The organism is Burkholderia vietnamiensis LMG 10929, from assembly GCF_000959445.1.
Classification (GTDB): domain Bacteria; phylum Pseudomonadota; class Gammaproteobacteria; order Burkholderiales; family Burkholderiaceae; genus Burkholderia; species Burkholderia vietnamiensis.
The window spans coordinates 388412-407594 of record NZ_CP009632.1 but is presented as its reverse complement, the minus strand read 5'-3'; the positions used below and the strand labels follow the sequence as shown (position 1 = coordinate 407594).

18 protein-coding genes, 2 pseudogenes and 1 other annotated feature are annotated in these 19183 nt (G+C 61.1%); of the genes and pseudogenes, 7 read left to right on the top strand and 13 right to left on the bottom strand.

Annotation, left to right across the window (positions count from 1 at the left end):
- Positions 1-651 precede the first annotated feature (651 nt).
- The gene (locus tag AK36_RS32050; protein WP_224383411.1) at positions 652-1050 is read right to left on the bottom strand and encodes a DsbA family protein; all 399 of its coding nucleotides are present in this window, start codon (positions 1048-1050) and stop codon (positions 652-654) included.
- Here AK36_RS32050 and AK36_RS32045 point away from each other — a divergent pair.
- Positions 1034-1851 (top strand): IS5-like element IS402 family transposase gene (locus tag AK36_RS32045; protein WP_144410680.1). Its coding sequence is split into 2 segments (ribosomal slippage): positions 1034-1382 and positions 1382-1851, totalling 819 coding nucleotides; the frame shifts between segments, so codons are not numbered across the junction. The two genes, AK36_RS32050 and AK36_RS32045, sit on opposite strands and share 17 nt — an antisense overlap.
- A gap of 8 nt (positions 1852-1859) precedes the next feature.
- Here AK36_RS32045 and AK36_RS26660 read toward each other — a convergent pair.
- The 4 genes from AK36_RS26660 to AK36_RS26645 are packed head-to-tail and all read right to left on the bottom strand — an operon-like array spanning position 1860 to position 4474.
- Positions 1860-2228, bottom strand: coding sequence for a DsbA family protein (locus AK36_RS26660; protein WP_224383410.1), 369 nt, complete (start codon positions 2226-2228; stop codon positions 1860-1862).
- 29 nt (positions 2229-2257) lie between these two features.
- A complete protein-coding gene (locus AK36_RS26655) occupies positions 2258-3169 on the bottom strand; it encodes an oxidoreductase (RefSeq protein WP_011879999.1) in 912 nt (303 codons plus the stop codon).
- Positions 3170-3198: 29 nt separating this feature from the next.
- Complete coding sequence (locus AK36_RS26650) at positions 3199-3852, bottom strand: NAD(P)-dependent oxidoreductase (protein WP_011879998.1); 654 nt, start codon at positions 3850-3852, stop codon at positions 3199-3201.
- A gap of 4 nt (positions 3853-3856) precedes the next feature.
- On the bottom strand, positions 3857-4474 hold the full coding sequence (locus tag AK36_RS26645) for an FMN-dependent NADH-azoreductase (RefSeq protein ID WP_011879997.1): 618 nt from the start codon (positions 4472-4474) through the stop codon (positions 3857-3859).
- Positions 4475-4583: 109 nt separating this feature from the next.
- Between AK36_RS26645 and AK36_RS26640 the strand changes: the two genes are divergently transcribed.
- The gene (locus AK36_RS26640; RefSeq protein WP_043292613.1) at positions 4584-5018 is read left to right on the top strand and encodes a winged helix-turn-helix transcriptional regulator; all 435 of its coding nucleotides are present in this window, start codon (positions 4584-4586) and stop codon (positions 5016-5018) included.
- A 946-nt stretch (positions 5019-5964) separates the two neighbouring features.
- On the opposite strand, the gene AK36_RS33425 is transcribed toward AK36_RS26640, so the two are convergent.
- The 4 genes and pseudogenes from AK36_RS33425 to AK36_RS26630 all read right to left on the bottom strand — a co-directional run bounded on the left by AK36_RS33425 (position 5965) and on the right by AK36_RS26630 (position 9270).
- Positions 5965-6747 (bottom strand): hypothetical protein, encoded by a 783-nt coding sequence (locus tag AK36_RS33425; RefSeq protein ID WP_011879994.1) that lies wholly within the window; start codon positions 6745-6747, stop codon positions 5965-5967.
- A gap of 235 nt (positions 6748-6982) precedes the next feature.
- Positions 6983-7087: pseudogene (locus AK36_RS34830) on the bottom strand (transposase); the annotation flags it as partial.
- 273 nt (positions 7088-7360) lie between these two features.
- A complete protein-coding gene (locus AK36_RS26635; RefSeq protein WP_011879993.1) occupies positions 7361-8005 on the bottom strand; it encodes a trimeric intracellular cation channel family protein in 645 nt (214 codons plus the stop codon).
- Positions 8002-9270 (bottom strand): M20 family metallopeptidase, encoded by a 1269-nt coding sequence (locus AK36_RS26630; RefSeq protein ID WP_011879992.1) that lies wholly within the window; start codon positions 9268-9270, stop codon positions 8002-8004. The genes AK36_RS26635 and AK36_RS26630 overlap by 4 nt, the downstream gene beginning before the upstream one ends.
- An 865-nt stretch (positions 9271-10135) precedes the next feature.
- Here AK36_RS26630 and AK36_RS26625 point away from each other — a divergent pair.
- Positions 10136-10765 (top strand): annotated as a pseudogene (locus AK36_RS26625) (IS3 family transposase); the annotation flags it as partial.
- 92 nt (positions 10766-10857) lie between these two features.
- Here AK36_RS26625 and AK36_RS26620 read toward each other — a convergent pair.
- Positions 10858-12156, bottom strand: a complete 1299-nt coding sequence (locus AK36_RS26620) for a sensor domain-containing diguanylate cyclase (RefSeq protein WP_011879989.1) — start codon at positions 12154-12156, stop codon at positions 10858-10860.
- A 155-nt stretch (positions 12157-12311) separates the two neighbouring features.
- Here AK36_RS26620 and AK36_RS26610 point away from each other — a divergent pair.
- A protein-coding gene (locus AK36_RS26610; RefSeq protein WP_106919311.1) for an IS3 family transposase occupies positions 12312-13549 on the top strand; the annotation gives its coding sequence in 2 pieces (ribosomal slippage) (positions 12312-12603 and positions 12603-13549; 1239 coding nt in all).
- Positions 12593-12709, top strand: a sequence feature (AL1L pseudoknot). It overlaps the preceding gene by 117 nt.
- An 875-nt stretch (positions 13550-14424) precedes the next feature.
- On the opposite strand, the gene AK36_RS26600 is transcribed toward AK36_RS26610, so the two are convergent.
- Positions 14425-15366: a LysR family transcriptional regulator gene (locus AK36_RS26600; protein ID WP_011879987.1), complete on the bottom strand. Its 942-nt coding sequence runs from the start codon at positions 15364-15366 to the stop codon at positions 14425-14427.
- Between the two features lie 120 nt (positions 15367-15486).
- Here AK36_RS26600 and AK36_RS26595 point away from each other — a divergent pair, with 120 nt between their 5' ends.
- The 3 genes from AK36_RS26595 (at position 15487) to AK36_RS26585 (ending at position 17964) form a co-directional block, all read left to right on the top strand.
- On the top strand, positions 15487-16350 hold the full coding sequence (locus tag AK36_RS26595; RefSeq protein ID WP_045579621.1) for an NmrA family NAD(P)-binding protein: 864 nt from the start codon (positions 15487-15489) through the stop codon (positions 16348-16350).
- A gap of 79 nt (positions 16351-16429) precedes the next feature.
- The gene (locus AK36_RS26590; protein WP_045579620.1) at positions 16430-17200 is read left to right on the top strand and encodes an SDR family NAD(P)-dependent oxidoreductase; all 771 of its coding nucleotides are present in this window, start codon (positions 16430-16432) and stop codon (positions 17198-17200) included.
- 290 nt (positions 17201-17490) lie between these two features.
- Positions 17491-17964 (top strand): NUDIX hydrolase, encoded by a 474-nt coding sequence (locus AK36_RS26585; RefSeq protein ID WP_045579619.1) that lies wholly within the window; start codon positions 17491-17493, stop codon positions 17962-17964.
- Here the strand turns inward: AK36_RS26585 and AK36_RS26580 are convergent.
- A complete protein-coding gene (locus tag AK36_RS26580) occupies positions 17939-18430 on the bottom strand; it encodes a helical membrane plugin domain-containing protein (RefSeq protein WP_011879983.1) in 492 nt (163 codons plus the stop codon). The two genes, AK36_RS26585 and AK36_RS26580, sit on opposite strands and share 26 nt — an antisense overlap.
- Positions 18431-18538: 108 nt before the next feature.
- Positions 18539-19021, bottom strand: coding sequence for a BON domain-containing protein (locus tag AK36_RS26575; RefSeq protein WP_045579618.1), 483 nt, complete (start codon positions 19019-19021; stop codon positions 18539-18541).
- Between the last annotated feature and the right edge of the window lie 162 nt (positions 19022-19183).

The window sequence follows — 19183 nt, the reverse complement described above, 5'->3', positions numbered from 1 at the left end:
TGAATGTCGAAAGTTTGTCGCAGGATGGAGATCGCTCCGTCCTTGGAGCAAGATGCCCCCTGTGATGCCAACAAGTCTGGCCAAGCCAACCGAGTTCAACATTCAATCGGTAACATCAGAATAAGAAAGAAACCGATTCTCATTTATAAACTTTCCCCTTGGGTTTTACCACAGACGAGATAGTGTCTGACGTTACACTCGCAACTACGACGGATGCGAACATCGCGTCCAAGCGGGAGGTCTGCTTTCAGGGGCAGAGTGATCGCTCTAACGACCACGTCACACCGATAGCAAATGGCGCGTCATGGCCGAGGCTGTGTTAAAACGCGAAAGGACCCGGTTTTTGAGTGTCGCTTTACCCTTCCCGAGTTGCTGCCAAGCCAATACAGCGCGATCTGAAGGGTCGATCTGTGAGGAAACCATGTTCAGCATGCGTTTTCACACAGCCTTGGCCGAACGCGGCCGGCCACCGCCCTACAAAGTGCGACCAGCGCAGGTCGACCCGGAACGGTCGGTCGTAAGATCGCGCTCCCTTTGTCGCTTCTTGAGGTACTGCAGGCATCCGACCACCGGTCTTTTTGGTCGGGCATCGGCCAACACTGTCAACAGCGCCGCAGAACCTTATCGACTTGACGTACACCGAGCTCCGAGTCATTGGATGCGAGGAAGCCGCATCAGAGATGAGTTTGCACCGGAAGCCGCTCGTATTGCCGCAGCAATCTCGTCTTCGCCGCGTCCCCCATTGATGGCAATGCTTTCCCCAAAGACAAAGTGAGGAACCGAACGGACACGGGCACCGGCCGACCTGGCCGCTTCCTGCTCGACGCGGCGGTGCTGTTCAGGATCAAGTGCGATGGCACGCGCCTGGTCGCGGTCGAAACCGTAGTCGGCTGCGATGTCGGCCAATACATCCGCGTCGGAAATATTCTTCGCTTCGATGAAGTAAGAGACGGTTTCAAAAAGGCCCCGTGGGGCTGTTAACTTTCGCGGTGAGCTGTTAACCTCAGGCATCGGAACAACCGAGACTGAGGAGATGGCCAAGCCGATCATCGACGATGAATTGTGGACACTGATCGAGCCGTTACTGCCGCCACCCAAGCCGCGGCGCGAGAAGAACCCGGGCCGCCTGCCTGTTTCGAATCGCGCCGCGCTGACCGGCATCCTGTTCGTTCTCAAGACCGGACTACGCTGGCGCGACCTGCCGGCCGAGATGGGATGCGGCTCGGGCGTGACATGTTGGCGCCGGCTGCGCGATTGGCAAGCAGCCGGTGTCTGGGATCGCTTGCACGAGCTACTGCTCGCAAAGCTGCGCGCAGCGGACCAGATCGACTTCTCACGAGCCGCCGTCGATTCATCATCGATTCGCGCCGTTGGGGCAGGCCAAAAACTGGGCCAAACCCCACCGATCGCGCGCGACCCGGTTCCAAGCACCACATCGTCACCGACGCCAACGGTACGCCGCTCGCCGCGATCCTGACCGGCGCGAACGTCAACGACGTCACGCAATTGCTGCCGCTGATCGACGCGATTCCGCCGATCCGCGGATTGCGTGGCCACCCATTGCAGCGGCCGCGTGTGGTCTACGCGGATCGCGGTTACGACTCCGAGCGACATCGGCGCGCGTTGCGCGATCGCGGTATCGAGCCAGTGATCGCCAAGCGCCGTACCGAACATGGCAGCGGCCTTGGCAAATATCGCTGGGTCGTCGAACGCACGCATGCCTGGCTGCATCACTTCCGTCGTCTCCGTATTCGTTTCGAGCGCCGTGCAGACATTCACAGCGCGTTCCTCAAACTCGGTTGCTGTCTGATCTGCTGGAATACCCTTCGGCGGGCCGATCAGTCTTTATGAAACCGTCTCTAAGCGTCAGTGATTACAACGGCGAGCCTGTGCTGCGTGTCACGACCAGCGGCTGCCAGAATCACGGCATGAGCAGCTTGAGTCGGATAGGCCCAGAGCTGGCGGCCAAAATCCAGGGAGAAGTCCGAAGCGCGAGCTTCTCCCTCGGGGCGAGCAAAGGCCACCTTCGGATCGGTTATGCCGTAGCGCGAACGCAGCAAGTCGGGAATATAGAGGCCACCTGCCGACGCATCGGGCAGCAGCAGAACGGGATGCTGCCGGATATCAACGACCAGGTCGGGAAAACGCTCCGCCAGCACTTTGTCGAGACAATGATGCCCGACGATGCACCACGCGCATGTGATTTCAGTATAGATGGCTATTTGCATAACCATGTTCTGGCGGTCTGATCTGCACGCTATGCATTTGAAGGTAGCTCGACATCGATTCTGGTCAGTTGAACCGATACGTCCCACAGTCGTTTTGCGAGTTCTGGATTCCGCGCGTCCTGAGACGGAGTGCATTCACCAGAGGGACCTCGCAATTCGGAAGTTTTCGTCGGCCCGTAATAGCCGCCGGACTTTATTTGTCCGGTCGCCGCTTGCAATGCGCCCCACGCGCCCTGAGCCGGCGTGTTGAAAAACAGGCCGATCAATGACATTGCGATGTTGCCCCACCAGCTATCGCGCGCAAGGTTGGTTCCAGCAAGACCCGGGTGGCAGGCCAAAGCCGTAACCGCTATCCCCGCCGCCCGCAGTCGCCGATCCAGCTCAAAGACAAAAAGCAGATTCGCAAGCTTGCTGGCTGCATAGCGAGGCATCCACTTGTAACTCTTCTCCGCATTAAGATCGTCCCATTCGATCTTCGCGCTCTTGTGCAGACCACTGCTCGTGACAACGATGCGCGACCCAGATGTTTCCGTGAGCCTGGGCAACATGAGCACGGTGAACGCAAAGCAACCAAGATGATTGACGCCGAATGTCAGCTCGAAGCCTTGCACCGTGCGCTTCAGCTTCGGCCCTTGCACGCCCGCATTATTGATGAGCACGTCGACGCGCGGTTCCTTTTCGACCAGTTTTGCTGCGTTCCGCACGCTCGTCAGGTCTGCGAGGTCAAGCGGCAGGAATGCGAGATTCGCTTCAGGAGTCTTCAGACGAATCCGGCTAATAGCAGCTTCCGCCTTTGCCTCGTCGCGGCGCGCGAGAAGCACCCTGGCTCGCCGTGCCGCCAACGTACTCGCTATTTCAAGGCCTATGCCGGTGTTGGCGCCGGTGACGATAAAGGTCTTGCCCGATTGATCGGGTACATCAGCATTGGTGAATCCGCTCATGGCGTGAACCGTGTCGAAACGTCATTGCGTCAATGGTTAGCGATGCCTGGCGCGGCACGCACGAACTTCCTGTCGGTCACCTGGTCGACCAGGAACTTCGCAACGTTGCCTCTGGAGAGCTTCGTGCCGAGTCTGGTTTTTCCATACCAACCCACATCCACGCGGCCATCGGCGGGACCATCCTTTAGGTTCGGAATGCGTACCAGTGTCCAGTCCAGGTCCGAATTGGCGATCAATTCGCCAGTCGCCTTGATGTCCTCATACCCCTTGCTCGCGATAACCTTGAACAACAGCGCGAACGCATGAGCTTTGAAGGCAAAGCCATCCTTGGGATCACGATAGGCAGCCGTAGAAATCTGGATAAGACGGCGCACGCCCGCGCGCTTCATCGCGGCGATGATGTTGGTCAAGCCGCGCATGATCGGCTTATCGCCCTGCACCTTGAGACTGTTGGGACCAAGGGCGCTAATGACCGCATCCGCACCCTGGACGCACTTCGCAATGGCACGCTGGTCTTTGAGGTCGCCGACAACGATTTCTACCCTTCCCGCGAACGGCGCGAGTTTCTTTGCGTCGCGCGTATATACCGACAGTTTGTAGCCCTGCGTCAAGGCTTCCTCGATGATGTGCCTCCCGGTCGGCCCGGTCGCACCGAACAGCGCGATAGTTTTTTTCCCGGCCATGAGGTCACGCAGCCTTCGCCAACAAGGCTTTGATGGCCGTTTCGGTGTTGGCGATTGCGGCATGCGCCGCATCGGGGCCGAAAACCGTGCCTTCGACGCGCACTACTTCGACGTCGGTCAGGCCAATGAAACCGAGCAGGTACAGCAAATAATTGGTCTGAAAGTCGAACGGTGCCCAAGCACCTTCCGAGAACACGCCACCGGTAGCGGTAACGAGATAGGACTTCTTGCCGGCCAGCAGCCCCTTCGGCCCAGTATCGCCGTAGCCGAAGGTGACGCCCGGCCAAGTGACGTGATCGAACCAAGCCTTGAGCTGCGAGGGCAGACCGAAGTTGATCATGCCCGAACCGAGCACGATCACATCGGCGACCTTCAACTCATCGACCAATTCTTGCGCGACCTTCACCGCCTCGACCTGTTCCGGTGTGCGATCTTCGGGTTCCGTGATCCGGCCCTGGATGTAGGCTGGCGTGATGTGCGGCGGCGGATTCGCGGCAAGGTCGCGCACGGTCAGCGGACCGCCCGAGCGGGCTTGGATGCCATCGGCGATTTCGGTGGCAAAGCGAGTGGAAAGGCTGTCAGCCCCGCGCGGGCTGGAAGTGACAAGTAGGGTGTGGCTCATGGCGGCTCCAAGGTATAAAAAGAGAACTTAGTAAGGTATTGATTCTTACTTACCAATTTATACAAAGGATGGTATGGTTCCTGCCGCTTCCCCACAAGAAGGCACACGCATGTCACTTAGTCACCCCGAGCTACCTGCCGATATGCCTGCACCTGACGCTGGCGGCTGCTTGGCAACTCGTGAAATCCTGGATCGCATCGGCGACAAGTGGAGCCTCTACATTGTCGCTATGCTGGCCAATGGCCCGCGGCGCTTCAACGAATTGAAGCGCGGCATCGACGGCATTTCCCAGCGGATGCTGACACTCACCTTGCGCGGATTGGAACGCGACGGACTGATAACGCGAACGATGTATCCAACGATTCCTCCTCGCGTCGATTACGAACTCACTGACATGGGAAGAACGCTGTTGAAGCCTGTCATGGCGTTGGTCAACTGGGCGAGCGAGAATCAAGTCTCCATTGCCGAGGCGCATAAACGTTTTGACGAGGCGCCGGAGCCAGATCAGGTCTCGATTCAGGGCGTTGTCTACCAGCGTCGATAGACGGGTCCAGACCGTAGGCTTGTGCCAATACAGCGGCGAAATCCAAATGCCGGCTCCCGTTGGGACCTGTTCCAACGCGGATCTTTCGTGGGCTGAGAAGGCGCTGCATTTTCCGATCTATCCAACCATGAGTCGGCCACGACCAATCGGAAAAGTCGCATAGCCTGACTTGGGTGTCCGCTCCCTGAGCCAAACGGGACGCCTCAACGTCTCGCCGTTGACGCAAACCAATGACGCTTCATGGCCGAACCCGGAAGTCCGGCGCTGGGGGCCGGTCGTGCACTGCAACATCAGCCGCCAACTTCCGTAGCCGACCCATTGCAGCCGTTCGGGTTTCGGTCAGCAACCCGCGCCGAACGCACCGGCCGACAAACTCGGCTCGCCAGATCGCCACGTACGGGTTTCGAAGCGGTTCGGGAGGGGTAAAGCGACACTCGAAAACCGGATAGTTTCGAGTTTTCACATAGCCTCGGCCGGAAGCCGTCGGTAGCGGCCGAGCCGCCACCGCCCATGCAGTCGTCCAGGGCGTGTGAGCGATTCGCATACCGAGAATCGTATATAAATCATGCCTCTACGGTCGTGCAGGGGAGTGTGCGACGTGAATTGACGACGTTGCTTCGGACATAGACGAAGTGACGGCATTATTTCGGAGAGATTGTCGATGATGTCGTCAACTCGGGAGCCAAGAGCCACGTGCGATGGGCACCTCGAATTGACATCTTTGCTTTGCTCTACGGGTGGCAATACTGGCGAAACGGCAGGCACTGTCGACGGCGTCGTGACGACAGGAACGAATGCGATATTGGCCCTGCCGGCCAACGTTCCATGATCGAGCGTGACTACCATCTTGGCTATGCGCGTGATGCATAAGAAGCATAAATCGGACCCGGAAGCGACAATCAAGGCGCTCAGTTACGAAAAATAAGTATAATTTCAGGATCACGTCCTACCTCGGTTTAGCCCCCGATAAACATGCTGCGTGAAGGTCAATTTCATTATATTTCGTAAAATCTGCTATCGAACGCCAGCGTCTGGCTCCATTTGGCAATCCAAAATAGAGATCACTCGCCTTCGGTTCGCTATCCGTTGGCGCATCGAATGGAACATCTGTCGCTTTCCAGGCCTCTGCGACCAGAGTTTTTCTTCCGTCAGGCGTCACTCGCAATACGCGAATCCATGCGGGGTGCTCACCCAATACCGAGAGATCAGGAACCCGTTCTTCATCTTCCGTTGAATTTCGAGGTGCCCAGCCGATCAGAATAATTTTGACTACTTTCCCTGAAAAATCAAGTTGCTCCTGGCGCTCTACGCTCTTCCCTAGGAGCCTGAAACGGCAAATTGGAACATGAGAGTTTGCTTTGAAATATTCTGCGATGACCCAATCAAGACTTGAGGACACAATAGGAACATCCCGACGTCGGTCGAATCTGTAGATTCTCTCTAAATTCTTTACCACTGACAGTGGAGTGTCGGCATTCGGGAAATAATAACGAGCCTGTTTGAAATCATTCGCTTCAGATTTTATGGAGTTAACAGGATTCATATCAAGAATTAGCTCTCGCGGCGGAATTGTAAGTGATATTAGCCTGTCTCCATCCACCTTGCCGTAATACATTGGATGAGTCGATTCTACTACTTTCGCGGCAGGAAATGCCGCCTGAGATATTGAAAGCAATATGATTCCTGCAACCATCATTCTGACCGAAAAATAATCGAAAGATAGATTCATGTCATTTTTAATGTGAAGTGAGTTTGCTTTGCGATGTCAATTATTTGACAAAAAATCGCACCACTTCGTGCGCTCGAGCAGGTATTGCGTCCCGTCCGGGGGGGCTATGTGTTTCGCCAAGTGTTAGGGGCTGACTTGGGTTGGTAATTGGTACCGTCGCGCAGCATGGCGAACAGAACGTCGTGGCGGCGCCGTACGAGCGCGATGAGCGCTTGGTTGTGGCGCTTGCACATCGAAACTGCTGCGCCAGTTCAGCCAACGTCCACTCGCCCTTGACCGCTGCCAGCACTACCTTCGCTTTGAACACCGCTGAGTGCGTCCGTCGGGTTCTCTTCGTCATTTCCTCGGTTCCTTTGCCAGCATTATCGCTGGCTTAGGCCCCGGACAAACCACTTATCCGACTGCCCTAATTTGCGCGGCCACCACGTCGCATGGACGCTCCACTCGCTGACCGTCGGTTGCCTCGCAAATCGTTCGGCGCTCGGATTTCCGATTGTCGACGAAGTAGGCTGCCGCGTCGAATGTCTCAAGTTGGCCGAACCCCGACCTGCACGCGGTAAAACATGCAATCGTGAGGGCGTGGGTGTTGGTGAATTCGAACGTCCACGCAGGACTATTCGTCGTCGGGAAGCTCGCTGGCGCGATGCCCACGGAAGGTGGGCAAGCGCCAGCCAAACCGAAGCGAAGCAAGCCGAATGGCAACGCAGAGGATTGTCGCAAACCATGGCGTCCACCACTGCGTCCAGTGCGCGGACGAGAACAGAACTTGTGCGCCCGCACCGGCGAGCGCAGCCGTCGCATAGACCTCGCGGTCCAAAATGACCGGCAGGCGCGAAAGCACGACGTCGCGCATGACACCGCCGCCGACCGCAGTCACGATGCCGAGCAAAATGGCGAGCTCCGCATTGTGTCCGAAACTCAGCGCCTTTTGCGCACCCGCAACGGCGAACAGGCCGAGCCCAATCGCATCAAAGAACAGAACGGGCTGCCGTAGACGGCGTACCGGTGCATACGCGAAAATCGCGACTGCGGTCGCGAGCACGGAAGCCGCCAGATACCTCCAGTTTGAAAGCCCTGCCGGCGGAATCGCGCCAATGCAGACGTCACGCACGATTCCGCCGCCGCATGCCACCATGAACGCGATGGACAAGGTGCCGAACAGGTCCAGCCGCTTTTGGCGAGCGGCAATAGCGCCGCTCATGGCGAATACGAAAGTCCCGACCAGATCGAGGGCGAAGTAGGCCGCGTGCGAATTCACGCCGATGTATCTCGCTGGTCGAGCCACGCCCCGGCCGCGCATAGCATCGCTTCCAGCCCCGTACGCAGCGTCGGGTCGAGTACCGGCGCGAACTTCGGCGAATGGTTGCTGGGAATCTCGTTGAGCTTTTTCTCCGCCAACGCCTTTCTAAACGTATCCGGATCGGTCCCGCCGATGAACCAGAACCCATATGGCACGCCCCATTCGCGCCCGAATACGCTGAAGTCCTCGCTCGCCGCTGCCGGGGGCGTTTCGTAGGCGCGCTCGCCAAAGTGCGCTTCGAATGCCGCCCTCAGACGCTCGCTTGCCTGCGCGTCGTTGATCGTCAGCGGATAACTCGAGAGCGTCGTGAATTCGGGTTCGCGTGGTGCGTTGGAAGCCATGCATTCCGCGCAACAGATGCGACGGATCGCACCCAGCATGTATTCGCGCACGTCTTCGTCGAATGTGCGCATGTTGAGCTTGAGCGTCGCGTCGTCCGGGATGATGTTCTCTTTCGTTCCCGCCTGCAGCGCACCAATCGTCAGCACCGCGCTATCGCGCGGGGAGATTTCCCGCGATACGATCGTCTGCAGACGGAGCGTCGTCGAAGCCGCCATGATGACCGGATCGATCGAGGTTTGTGGCTGCGATCCGTGCGAACCGCGTCCAAACAACCTTACCTTCAAACTGTCGCCCGCCGAAAGGATCGTGCCGCTCCGATAGCCGACCGTGCCCGCCGCGCCAACCATGACGTGCTGACCAAGGATGACGTCCGGCTTCGGGAAGCGTTCGGCCATGCCGTCGTCAATCATGCTGCGGGCGCCGCGCGCCACCTCCTCGCCCGGCTGAAAGACCGCCATCAGCGTTCCGCGCCAGGCGTCCCGGTGCGCCGCCATCAGGTGTGCGACACCCATCAGCCAGGTCACGTGCATGTCGTGGCCGCACGAGTGCGCGACGCCCACTTCGAGGCCATCCTCGTCCTTCGCCCTCGCCGTGCTGGCATACGGCAATCCGGTCGCCTCTGCCATCGGAAGCGCATCCATGTCGGCGCGCAACATTACAGTCGGACCGTCGCCGTTGCGTAACACCGCCACGACGCCGGTCATGCCAATACCCCGCGTAACGTCATAACCGACATGTTCGAGATAATCGGCTGCAATACGTGCGGTGCGCACTTCCTGCATCGACAGTTCGGGATGCTCGTGCAGGTCCTTGTAGATCGCTTCGAGCTCAGGTAGGAGGCTTTCGATGGCGTCCTTGGTCGCTTCCACCAATGCAGGCATGATCGATCCTTTCAAATGGTTCGTTGCGGTTGCCGATGTCGCATCGCACGCGTCGGCCTTCGTTGAAGCGTGGCAGCGCTTGCGCCCCATCTGGCAACACGACGGCAGGAGCGCGGTACGCAATCCGCCAACTAGTCGGATGCATGCGATAGGGCGAAACACGGAACATCCGTGCGAGCCTGCTCTACTCTGGCACTTCGTATTACGTTGCCATCAAGTCGCCTACTGCCCGAAGCAGGACAGGACTAGAAGATAACCATAGTCTCGATAGCGGCAATCCGGAAGTTCCCGTCGATTCATAAGACAAAGCGGTCGCCCGCAGGTCCGGCTCGGCGAGACCGCGTACGACTCCTTCTGGCTGCGGATTCAACCGGTCGATGCAACAGATTGATGGAACCGCTGGGCGGGGGGAATATCCAAGACCGGCTGCCGGCTGACCAGACACATGCTGTTCGAGGCGGCGTCGGCTTTGCTCCTGCGTCATAAGCGCGACTGCGCGCACTCCGACGTTGGGCGCAGGCACTGATTCCCCGGATTGGCCTGCGCAAAGCACTGGTTGCAACCACTCGCAAACTCTCGACGCTGCCGCTTTCAATGTGGAGAAGCAGCAAGGAGTTCATCTCGGGATAGCCACACGCTCGCCGTCGCAAGTCGCTTTACCTGCAACAACTGCGGTACCGGTTCATCCAGGCTGATTACGTCGCCTCAACGATTCCTTGACGCGCTTTGCGGGAAAACCGCGGCAATCACATCGGAACGTTGTAGCGACTCTCTGACGGCATGTTGTGGCGTGAACACGACCACGAAGACGACAAGGAAACGGCTGGTCTGAACCCTTTCCCGGAGGATGATCAATTGACAGCAATTAGACGACAAGCGCATCTATCGCCTGTACCGTGAGGCAGGGCTGGCTGTGCGGCGCCGTCGCAAGCGCCAGGGCGTCATGATTGAGCGCGAGCAACTGGCATTGCCGGGCGCGCCCAACGAGGTGTGGTCAATCGATTTCTTGATGGATGCGCTTTCCAACGGCCCGCGCGTGAAGTGCCTGACCGTCGTCGACGACTTCACGAACGAGGCTGTCGACATCGTCGTCGATCATGGCATCTCAGGTTTGTATGTCGCTCGGGTATTGGACCGTGCAGCTCGCTTCCGTGGCTATCCCAAGGCGGTGCGAACCGACCAGGGGCCCGAATTTACGAGCCGCGCGCTTGACCAGCGGGCATATGCGAACGGCGTCACGCTGAAGTTGATTCAGGCGGGCAAGCCAACGCAGAATGCGTACATCGAATCGTTCAACGGCATGTTCCGCGACGAATGCCTTAACGAGCACTGGTTCACGACGCTCGCGCACGCTCGGGCTGTCATCGCGGCATGGCGTCAGGACTACAACGAGCAAAGGCCGCACAGTGCACTGAACTACCTTGCGCCGTCGGAGTTTGCGGCGAAACATCGGGCAACCGCGGATGCTCCTGCCGCTTTCCAGGAGTTGGTTTAAAGGGACTTTGCTAGAAGCCCATTGGCTCTATTAAAGGGGGCAGGTCAGCGTGCTTCCGCGAAGGTTCGCTTCATACAGTAAGCCTGATACGCTTAACCGACCTCGATACGATTACGGCCCGACTCTTTCGCCGCATAGAGCGCCCGGTCTGCCCGCCGCATCAACGCATCGACATCACGCTCGCCCGCTTCCCGTGTGACGACACCGATACTGACGGTAAATTGGATCGGCTTTACGCGCCACGCGTGCTCGAAATCCTGTTCCTCGAAGCGGCGACGCAGCGTCTCCGCGATCCGACGCACGTCTGCGGCGTCTGCGCCCGGCAATGCCGCGACGAATTCCTCCCCTCCCCAGCGCGCGAACAACCCAGACTCGTGCGGAATCGACATACCGACCTTCGCCAGCACCCGCAGCACTTCGTCGCCGATATCGTGGCCGTAGCCGTCGTTGATCTTCTTGAAGTAGTCGATGTCCAGAATAAACACAGACAGGAGGTCGTCGGTGCCGAGCACCTTTTCGACAAAATTCAGAAACTCGCGGCGGTTCGCCAGGCCGGTCAGCGCGTCGGTCACGGCCTGCTTCTTCAGCAGAGCGATGAGCTCAGCGCGTTCTCTGATATCGCGAACGACTGCCGTGAATTCGATGACGCCGTTCACTTCTATTTTTGAAATGGCGATTTCAACGGGGATGACCGTGCCATCCCGATGCCGTCCATACACGCTGTTGCTTTCGTCCATGCGGGGCGGTGTAATCGACCGCAGGCTCATCTGTACGGAGTCTGCGAACCGCCCGACGTTCCGGGAATGATTCGCGCGAAACTTTTCCGGCATCAGGACTTCGATCCGCTGTCCCAGCACCTCGGCGGACTTGTAGCCGAACAGGTTCTCTGCCGCGCGATTGAAGAACGTGATGTTGTGCTGTTCGTTGATCGTTACAATCGCGTCGTAAGCGGAGTCGACCACCGCCCGAAAACGGGAAGCACTCACTTCGAGTTCATGTGTCAGCCGCGTTTCCGAGGCAGTATCGAAACCTGTCACGAGGACTTCGTGCACGGCCGTTCCACTGCTCGTATGTCTGAGGGGTTTAAGCGAGAGGTGCCACGGGTGTACGCCGTCATGAAGCGCGAAAGACTGCCGCAGTTCCTGCGCCGCTCCGGACGTGAAGCATGCCCGAAGCTTTTCGCACAACTCGAGTCCCACTTGGTTCGGAATCAGAGCGTCGAATGAGATGGGGAACGTGTTCCAATCCGCAGCTATCCCACCCGCCATTTGGATGAACCGGGCGTTGCAGGCATTGATGACGAATTCGCCGTGAGCATCGCGCCCGACGACAGCGAAGCTGACCATCTCGCCGTCCACGTAATCTTGTGATCTGTTACTCAAATCCGACATAGCCTTACCTTGCGACACTTTGATTCGGCACTAACTCAGGTAGTGAATGATTTTGCTGAAACCGCCGCATCGACTATTGATATCGGCAAGGCGCCGGGAGTCTTGTGAACCGCCCCGAGTTTTGTGGAGGCTCCAACTCTTGAGAGAATGGAGCCATGAACAAGAAGCCAAGCAAGTTTTCCCCGGAAGTCCGAGAGCGCGCAGTGCGCCTCGTACGCGAGCAGCGTAGCGAGCACCCGTCGATGTGGGCGGCAGTCGAATCGATTGCGCCGATGATCGGCTGCACGCCGCAGACGTTGTTGGATTGGGTTAAGCGCGACGAGGTCGACCGTGGAGAGCGCGATGGCGTGAGTACGGCCGAGCGTGAACGCATCAAGGCCTTGGAGCGCGAGGTCAAGGAACTGCGCCGGACCAATGAGATTCTCAAACTGGCGAGCGCGTTTTTCGCCCAGGCGGAGCTCGACCGCCGTTTCAAGTCCTGAAGGCCTTCATTGATCAGCATCGCGACACCTTCGGGGTCGAGCCGATCTGCAAGGTCTTGCGGATTGCCCCGTCGGGCTACCGACGCCATGCAGCACAACTTCGCGATCCGTCGAAGCGCTGCGCCCGCGCGAAACGCGATGAGCTTTTGCAACCGGAGATCAAGCGTGTCTGGCAGGCCAACATGCAGGTCTACGGCGTGCCGAAGGTCTGGAAGCAGATGAACCGGGAAGGCATTGCAGTGGCACGCTGCACGGTCGGACGGTTGATGAAACTGCAGGGCTTGCGTGGCGCAGTTCGCGGTAAGCGTGTTCGCACGACGATTCCCGAGGTGACCGCGCCGCGCCCGCTGGACCGAGTCAACCGGCAGTTCAAGGCTGACCGACCGAATCAGCTCTGGGTGTCGGATTTTACGTATGTCTCGACATGGCAAGGCTGGCTGTACGTGGCATTCGTGATCGACGTGTTTGCCCGCCGTATTGTTGGCTGGCGCGTCAGCTCGTCGATGACCACGGACTTCGTTCTGGATGCACTTGAACAAGCGCTGTACGCCCGCCAACCGGGTGAGGACGGGACTTTGATTCATCATTCCGACAGAGGGTCTCAATACGTCAGCATCCGCTACAGCGAACGGCTGGCTGAGGCCGGCATCGAGCCGTCGGTCGGCAGCCGGGGCGACAGCTACGACAATGCGCTGGCCGAGACGATCAACGGCCTGTACAAGACGGAACTGATTCATCGGCGCGCCCCTTGGAAAACGAGGGAATCCGTCGAACTGGCAACGCTGGAATGGGTCGCCTGGTACAACCGTCATCGGCTGATGGAACCGCTCGGCTATATCCCGCCTGCTGAAGCTGAGGCAAACTACTACAGGCAACTCAGAAATGCCGCTGACGTGTCCGCATTAACTTAAACCAACCAGCCTCCACGATTCCCGGTGCGGTTCATTGAGGGTGAAAGGCGATAGGAAAGGATCAGGGTTCTTCCGGTTCAGCGACGAAGGCAATCCGTCCCGGTGCATAACGTGATCGATCTGATCGCTTGCCAGACATCAAGACATGGCTGAATGGACGCCACTCTCACCGCGAGATCGACTTCGTTTCAGATCCACTTTCAGGATTACCTCGTGGGCAAATTTCTCGCTGTGTGCGGCCAGCGCGGCATCATCCGTAGAGATTTCAAGCCCTCATTCAAATAACGAGTTCGCCCGAGTCATAGCGCAGAAAGTAGCGATCGTCGCGACGGAGCATTTCGATACCGAAGTCAAAAAAGATATGCTGCTCGCGCATGGCGCCCCGTTCAAACGTGCGCAGGTGCGTTGAGCGAGTTTGTTGTCGATTTGTGCATCGTTCTCGATGGGCCGAAAATGGCCAAGACTGTGTGAAAACGCACGCTGAACATGGTTTCCTCACAGATCGACCCTTCAGATCGCGCTGTATTGGCTTGGCAGCAACTCGGGAAGGGTAAAGCGACACTCGAAAACCGGGTTCTTTCGCGTTTTAACATAGCCTCGGCCGACTGCCGCCCAACGTAGTCGGCCGCACCCGCCCCCAAGGCGCCCTTCGAATTTTCAGAAACCGGACTTTTCCCACCACGCATCGGCGTGCTGATCAGATGCGCAGCCCCCGCCGGTGGGCAATCACATTCCCCAGCTCAACGCTCTCCACGACTTCAACGAAGGCTGAATCGACGTCGAAGGCGCCGCTAGCATCGAGCACCGAGCGGGCTCGACGACGCTCGCAATGGCACTGAACGAACTCCTCGCGACGCAAACGCGCGGGTCGCTCGTCAACGAGCCTTGCGGGCCGGCGCATGAGCGGCCGGCGCCGCAAGCGAGACGATGAAGTCGAGAAAAGCACGCACCTTCGCCGGCACGTAGCGCCGCGACGGATACAGCGCATACAGCGGGAAACGGTCATCGGGCCAGTCGGGAAACAGGTCGACGAGCCGGCCGTCCGCGAGTGGCGCTTCGACGCCCAGTTCCATCACCTGCGCGATCGCGTGGCCGGCGAGACAGACGCTGTGCATCGTCCCGACGTCGTTCACCGTCAACCGGCCCGCGACATCGACGACGAGCTTCTTGCGCCCGCGATGAAACTCCCAGTCGAACGGATGCCCGGTGGCCGGATCGCGATAGCGGATGCACGCATGCGTGTCGCGCTCCAGACCGGCGGGTTGCAGTGGCCGCCCATGCCGCTTCAGATACGACGGCGCGGCGACCGTGAGAATGCGCGTCTCCAGCAGCTTGCGCGCGACGAGCGTCGACGGCTGCGGATGCCCGAAACGCACCGCCAGCTCGAAGCCGTCCGCGATCATGTCGCCAAGCTGATCGCGCGTCACCAGTTCGACCCTGAGCTCCGGATATTCCTCGATGAACGAACCCAACTGCGGACCGAGCACGAACCGCGAGAAAAACGGATCGACGTTCACGCGCAGGCGGCCGCGCACCGCCGTCGCGCCCTGCGTCGCATGGGTCGTCGCTTCTTCGAGCGCCCCCAGCAGCGGCATCACCTGCTCGTAGAAACGGCGGCCTTCGTCGGTGAGCGTGACGGAGCGCGTCGTGCGCTCCAGCAGGCGCACGCCGAGCCGGCCTTCCAGCCGCGCGATCGCCCGGCTCACGCCCGACTGCGACATGTCGAGTATTTCGCCCGCGCCAGCAAAGCTGCCGGTATCGACGATCGCGGCCAACACGCCCATGCCGTTCAGCATACGTTCGTCAAAGCCGGCCATTGATGCCCTCCCGTCATGGATCAAATGACACCGATGTTATCGCGAAGCGAATTGCCGGCGCCCAGAATGGCACCTGTCGAAACGCAAGACACGTGAAACACATCGAACAGGGGAAACGTCATGTTTGCGATCACGGGAATTACAGGGCAGGTGGGCGGAGTCGTCGCGCGGGTGCTGCTTGCGGCGGAGCGGGACGTTCGGGCGGTGGTCCGCGATCCGGCGAAGGGCGCGCAGTGGGCGCAGCAGGGCTGCGACGTCGCGATTGCGCAGATGGACGACGCCGCCGCGCTGTCGCGCGCGTTCGCCGGTACGGAGGGCGTGTTCGTGCTGCTGCCGCCGAACTTCGATCCGTCGCCCGGCTATCCGGAGTCGCGCGCCGCGATTTCCGCGTTGCGCGATGCGCTGCTCGCGGCGCGGCCGGCGCGGGTCGTCTGTCTGTCGACGATCGGCGCGCAGGCCACGGAGGACAATCTGCTGCAGCAACTCGGCGCCATGGAGCGCGAGTTCGCCGCGCTGCCGATGCCGGTCGCATTCCTGCGCGCGGCCTGGTTCATCGAGAACGCGGCGTGGGACATCGCGCCCGCACGCGACACCGGCACGATCCCGTCGTTCCTGACGCCGCTCGACCGGCCGGTGCCGATGGTCGCGACCGCGGACGTCGGCCGCGTCGCCGCCGACCTGCTGCGCGATACCTGGACCGGCAGCCGCATCGTCGAGTTCGAAGGGCCGCGCCGCGTGTCGCCGAACGACATCGCCGCGACCCTGTCGCACCTGCTCGGCAAGGACGTGCGCGCGCAGGCGGTGCCGCGCGAGACCTGGGAAGACCTGTTCAGGTCGCAGGGAATGCGGCATCCGTTGCCGCGCATCCGGATGCTCGACGGCTTCAACGAAGGCTGGATCGATTTCGCGGCGCCGGAGCAGACGGTCAAGGGGACGGTCACGCTGGAAGCGGTGTTGCGCGGGTTGATCGAGCGCGCGGCGTGAACGAACTCAGGCACGATCGTGGCGACCGCAGAGCAACGCGCTCGCCGCGATCCATGCCGCGAATCACAGGAGAGAAAGGATGAGAGTGTTGATCACAGGATCCGCGGACGGTCTCGGCCAGATGGCGGCGCGGCTCCTCGTCGAGGATGGGCACGAGGTCGTGCTGCATGCCCGTGACGAAGCACGCGCGCAACAGGCGCTCGATGCGGTGCCGGGCGCGCGCGCTGCGCTGTCCGGCGATCTGGCATGCCTGCGCGAAATGGCCGACGTCGCCGCGCAGGCGAACCGGCTGGGACGTTTCGATTCGATCATCCACAACGCGGCGCTCGGGTATCGCGAGCCGCGGCGGATCGAAACGGTCGACGGCTTGCCGCACGTCTTAGCGATCAACACGCTCGCGCCGTACGTACTGACCGCATTGATAGATAAACCGCGGCGGCTGATCTATCTGAGTTCGGGTCTGCATCGCAGCGGCGACGCGAGCCTCGACGATCTCGAATGGCGCACACGCCGATGGGACGGCACGGCCGCGTATTCGGACTCGAAGCTGCATGACGTGCTGCTCGCGTTCGCGATTGCGCGGCGCTGGCCGGACGTGCTGTCGAATGCGCTCGAACCGGGCTGGGTCGCGACGAAGAAGGGCGGCCCCGGCGCGCCCGACGATCTCGATGCGGCGCCGCGCACCCAGGTCTGGCTCGCGGCCAGCGACGATCCCGCGGCGCGCGTCAGCGGGCAGTACTTCTATCATCTGATGCCGCGGCCGACGCATCCGGACGCGCACGATCCCGAAGTGCAGGACCGGCTGATCGACGAATGCCGCCGGCTGTCGGGCGTCGTGCTGCCGGACTAGCGGCCGGGTAGCCACGGTTACGCCGTGCTCACTGGCACCGTCGACCACGTGCCCGCCGGCTCTCGCCGCTGACGCGCCGGATCGTCAATGATCCGGCGCGATGCGGCGAACGTCTCCAACGTGCCGAACTGAGTCAGCCAATCTGACGCGGTCTGTTTGGTCGAGTCCAGCCTATACGCGTCACGACCACGCCGCCGCAACTTCGTCGCCGCCCACCGCTCGCACCGCTTCGGGCACACCCGTTGCTGCGTATGGTCATGGACCTCGCCCTCATCACCTACCCGCCTCGCATGACGCTCCCCGACCCGTCCGATTTTCCGGTGCGCGCGGTGCCGCTCGCACCGTTGACGAAGGAGCGCGCGACGATCGTCTGCCATCGCAACGGCCGCGTCCTGCTGGTCGCGCGCCGGCAAGCGCTGCGCTGGACGTTGCCGGGCGGCATGATCCGGCGCGGCGAGTCGGCGCTCGAGGCCGCGCATCGCGAACTGCAGGAGGAGACGGGCCTCGTCGGTCTCGACCTCGCGTATTTCTTCTACGTGGACGGCAGCGCGAAACGTCACCACGTATTCGTCGCGAAGCTGCCGCCGGCCAAGCACGCGCGCGCGGGTCGCGAGATCGCGCTGTGCCGCTGGGTTCGCCTCGACGCGGTGTCGCACTGGCCGACCAGCGCACCCACGCAACGCATCGCACGTCAGCTCGCGACGCTCTGCGAGCAGCATGTCGGCGCCTGCGTCGCGCTCAGCGCCCTTCGCGGGTCGCGCTGACGCCCGCCGCGGCCGAAGCCGGATCAGGCGGCTCGCGCTCGAGCCCCTGCGCGAACACCTTCAACCCTTCGAGCAGCGGCGTCAGCGCATCCCACAGCGCCTCGTCGTGCAGCAGCCGATACGCGCCGCGCACGCCCGGCGCGACGTGCTCGTGCTCGGCCGATTTCCACGCGCCGACGTGATGCAGCGCGTCGGCAGCCGCGAAGGCGACCTTGCCGAACTGCTCGGGCGGAATCCGCGACAGCGCCATCAGCAGCGTCATCAGGTTCTGTACGCCGGATTGCATGCCGGGCTTGTCGAACGCGTCGACGAGCCGCTGCGCCATCTGCGCGTTCGCGCTGACGACTTCGTTCGCGAAGTTCAGAAAACCGTGCCGGTGCAGGCTGCCCAGCAGGCTCTCCAGCGCGTTGTGCGCGCCGGGTTCGGGTGTCGCAGGCGTCGTGTCGGAGAACGGACGATCGGACATCGGCAAGGCTCCGGTGAAGCGCCGCGCAGCCGCCGTTACGCGCGCCGCGCGTGCGCGGGTTCGGGTCGGCCCGCGCCGGCCGCATGCGGCGACGCGAGCCATGCGGCGTCAGTGCATGGGGCCGGCGGGCGGCGCCTTGTATTCGCTGCGCGCGCCCATCGCGTCCTCGACGGTCTGCACGCCGCGCAGCCCGGCGATGCCGTCGACCAGCGCATGCCGCTCGGTTTCCTCGACCTGCCCGCTCAGGCGCACGTGCCCGTGCTCGACGCCCACGTCGACGTCGCGCGGATGTGCGACCAGATGGCCCAATGCGGCGCGTACGCGCTCGGCGATCTGCACGTCGTCGGCTTCGCCGGCGAACCAGTCGGCATGCAGCCCGGCGATCGCGCCACGCGCATGATCGGCCGCGCGCCGCGCCTGAGCGCTCGCATAGTCGGCGACGCCGTCCCGGCCCGCAGCGGCCTTGTCGCGCACGTACGCGCGCCGCCGCCGGCCCGACGCCGGATCGAGAAAGTACATCGCCGCCGCGCCGCATGCGACGGCCGCGACCAGATTCAACAATGGATGAGTGGAACGTGTTCTGGAGGTCATATCTGCACCGTAGGTCGATACCCGGAACCGCCGGGCTTCGTCGTCACGCGCAGCATCGGCCGTTCCTCGTGCGAGCGCACGGGCCGTCGCGGGCCTGGCGGGCAGCCGATCGGCAGCGCAGCAGCAGGTGCAGCCGCGGCGTACTGGCGCCGCGCGCGGTTG

Bases quoted from the DNA above. Each gene is read 5' to 3' on its own strand.
- AK36_RS26645 (WP_011879997.1), bottom strand. From the start codon at position 4,474: ATGAGCCACACCCTACTTGTCACTTCCAGCCCGCGCGGGGCTGACAGC.
- AK36_RS26630 (WP_011879992.1), bottom strand. From the start codon at position 9,270: ATGCCTGCATTGGTGGAAGCGACCAAGGACGCCATCGAAAGCCTCCTA.
- AK36_RS26590 (WP_045579620.1), top strand. From the start codon at position 16,430: ATGAGAGTGTTGATCACAGGATCCGCGGACGGTCTCGGCCAGATGGCG.
- AK36_RS26600 (WP_011879987.1), bottom strand. From the start codon at position 15,366: ATGGCCGGCTTTGACGAACGTATGCTGAACGGCATGGGCGTGTTGGCC.
- AK36_RS26580 (WP_011879983.1), bottom strand. From the start codon at position 18,430: ATGTCCGATCGTCCGTTCTCCGACACGACGCCTGCGACACCCGAACCC.
- AK36_RS26640 (WP_043292613.1), top strand. From the start codon at position 4,584: ATGTCACTTAGTCACCCCGAGCTACCTGCCGATATGCCTGCACCTGAC.
- AK36_RS26585 (WP_045579619.1), top strand. From the start codon at position 17,491: ATGACGCTCCCCGACCCGTCCGATTTTCCGGTGCGCGCGGTGCCGCTC.
- AK36_RS26595 (WP_045579621.1), top strand. From the start codon at position 15,487: ATGTTTGCGATCACGGGAATTACAGGGCAGGTGGGCGGAGTCGTCGCG.
- AK36_RS26650 (WP_011879998.1), bottom strand. From the start codon at position 3,852: ATGGCCGGGAAAAAAACTATCGCGCTGTTCGGTGCGACCGGGCCGACC.
- AK36_RS33425 (WP_011879994.1), bottom strand. From the start codon at position 6,747: ATGAATCTATCTTTCGATTATTTTTCGGTCAGAATGATGGTTGCAGGA.
- AK36_RS26575 (WP_045579618.1), bottom strand. From the start codon at position 19,021: ATGACCTCCAGAACACGTTCCACTCATCCATTGTTGAATCTGGTCGCG.
- AK36_RS26660 (WP_224383410.1), bottom strand. From the start codon at position 2,228: ATGCAAATAGCCATCTATACTGAAATCACATGCGCGTGGTGCATCGTC.
- AK36_RS26655 (WP_011879999.1), bottom strand. From the start codon at position 3,169: ATGAGCGGATTCACCAATGCTGATGTACCCGATCAATCGGGCAAGACC.
- AK36_RS32050 (WP_224383411.1), bottom strand. From the start codon at position 1,050: ATGATCGGCTTGGCCATCTCCTCAGTCTCGGTTGTTCCGATGCCTGAG.
- AK36_RS26620 (WP_011879989.1), bottom strand. From the start codon at position 12,156: ATGTCGGATTTGAGTAACAGATCACAAGATTACGTGGACGGCGAGATG.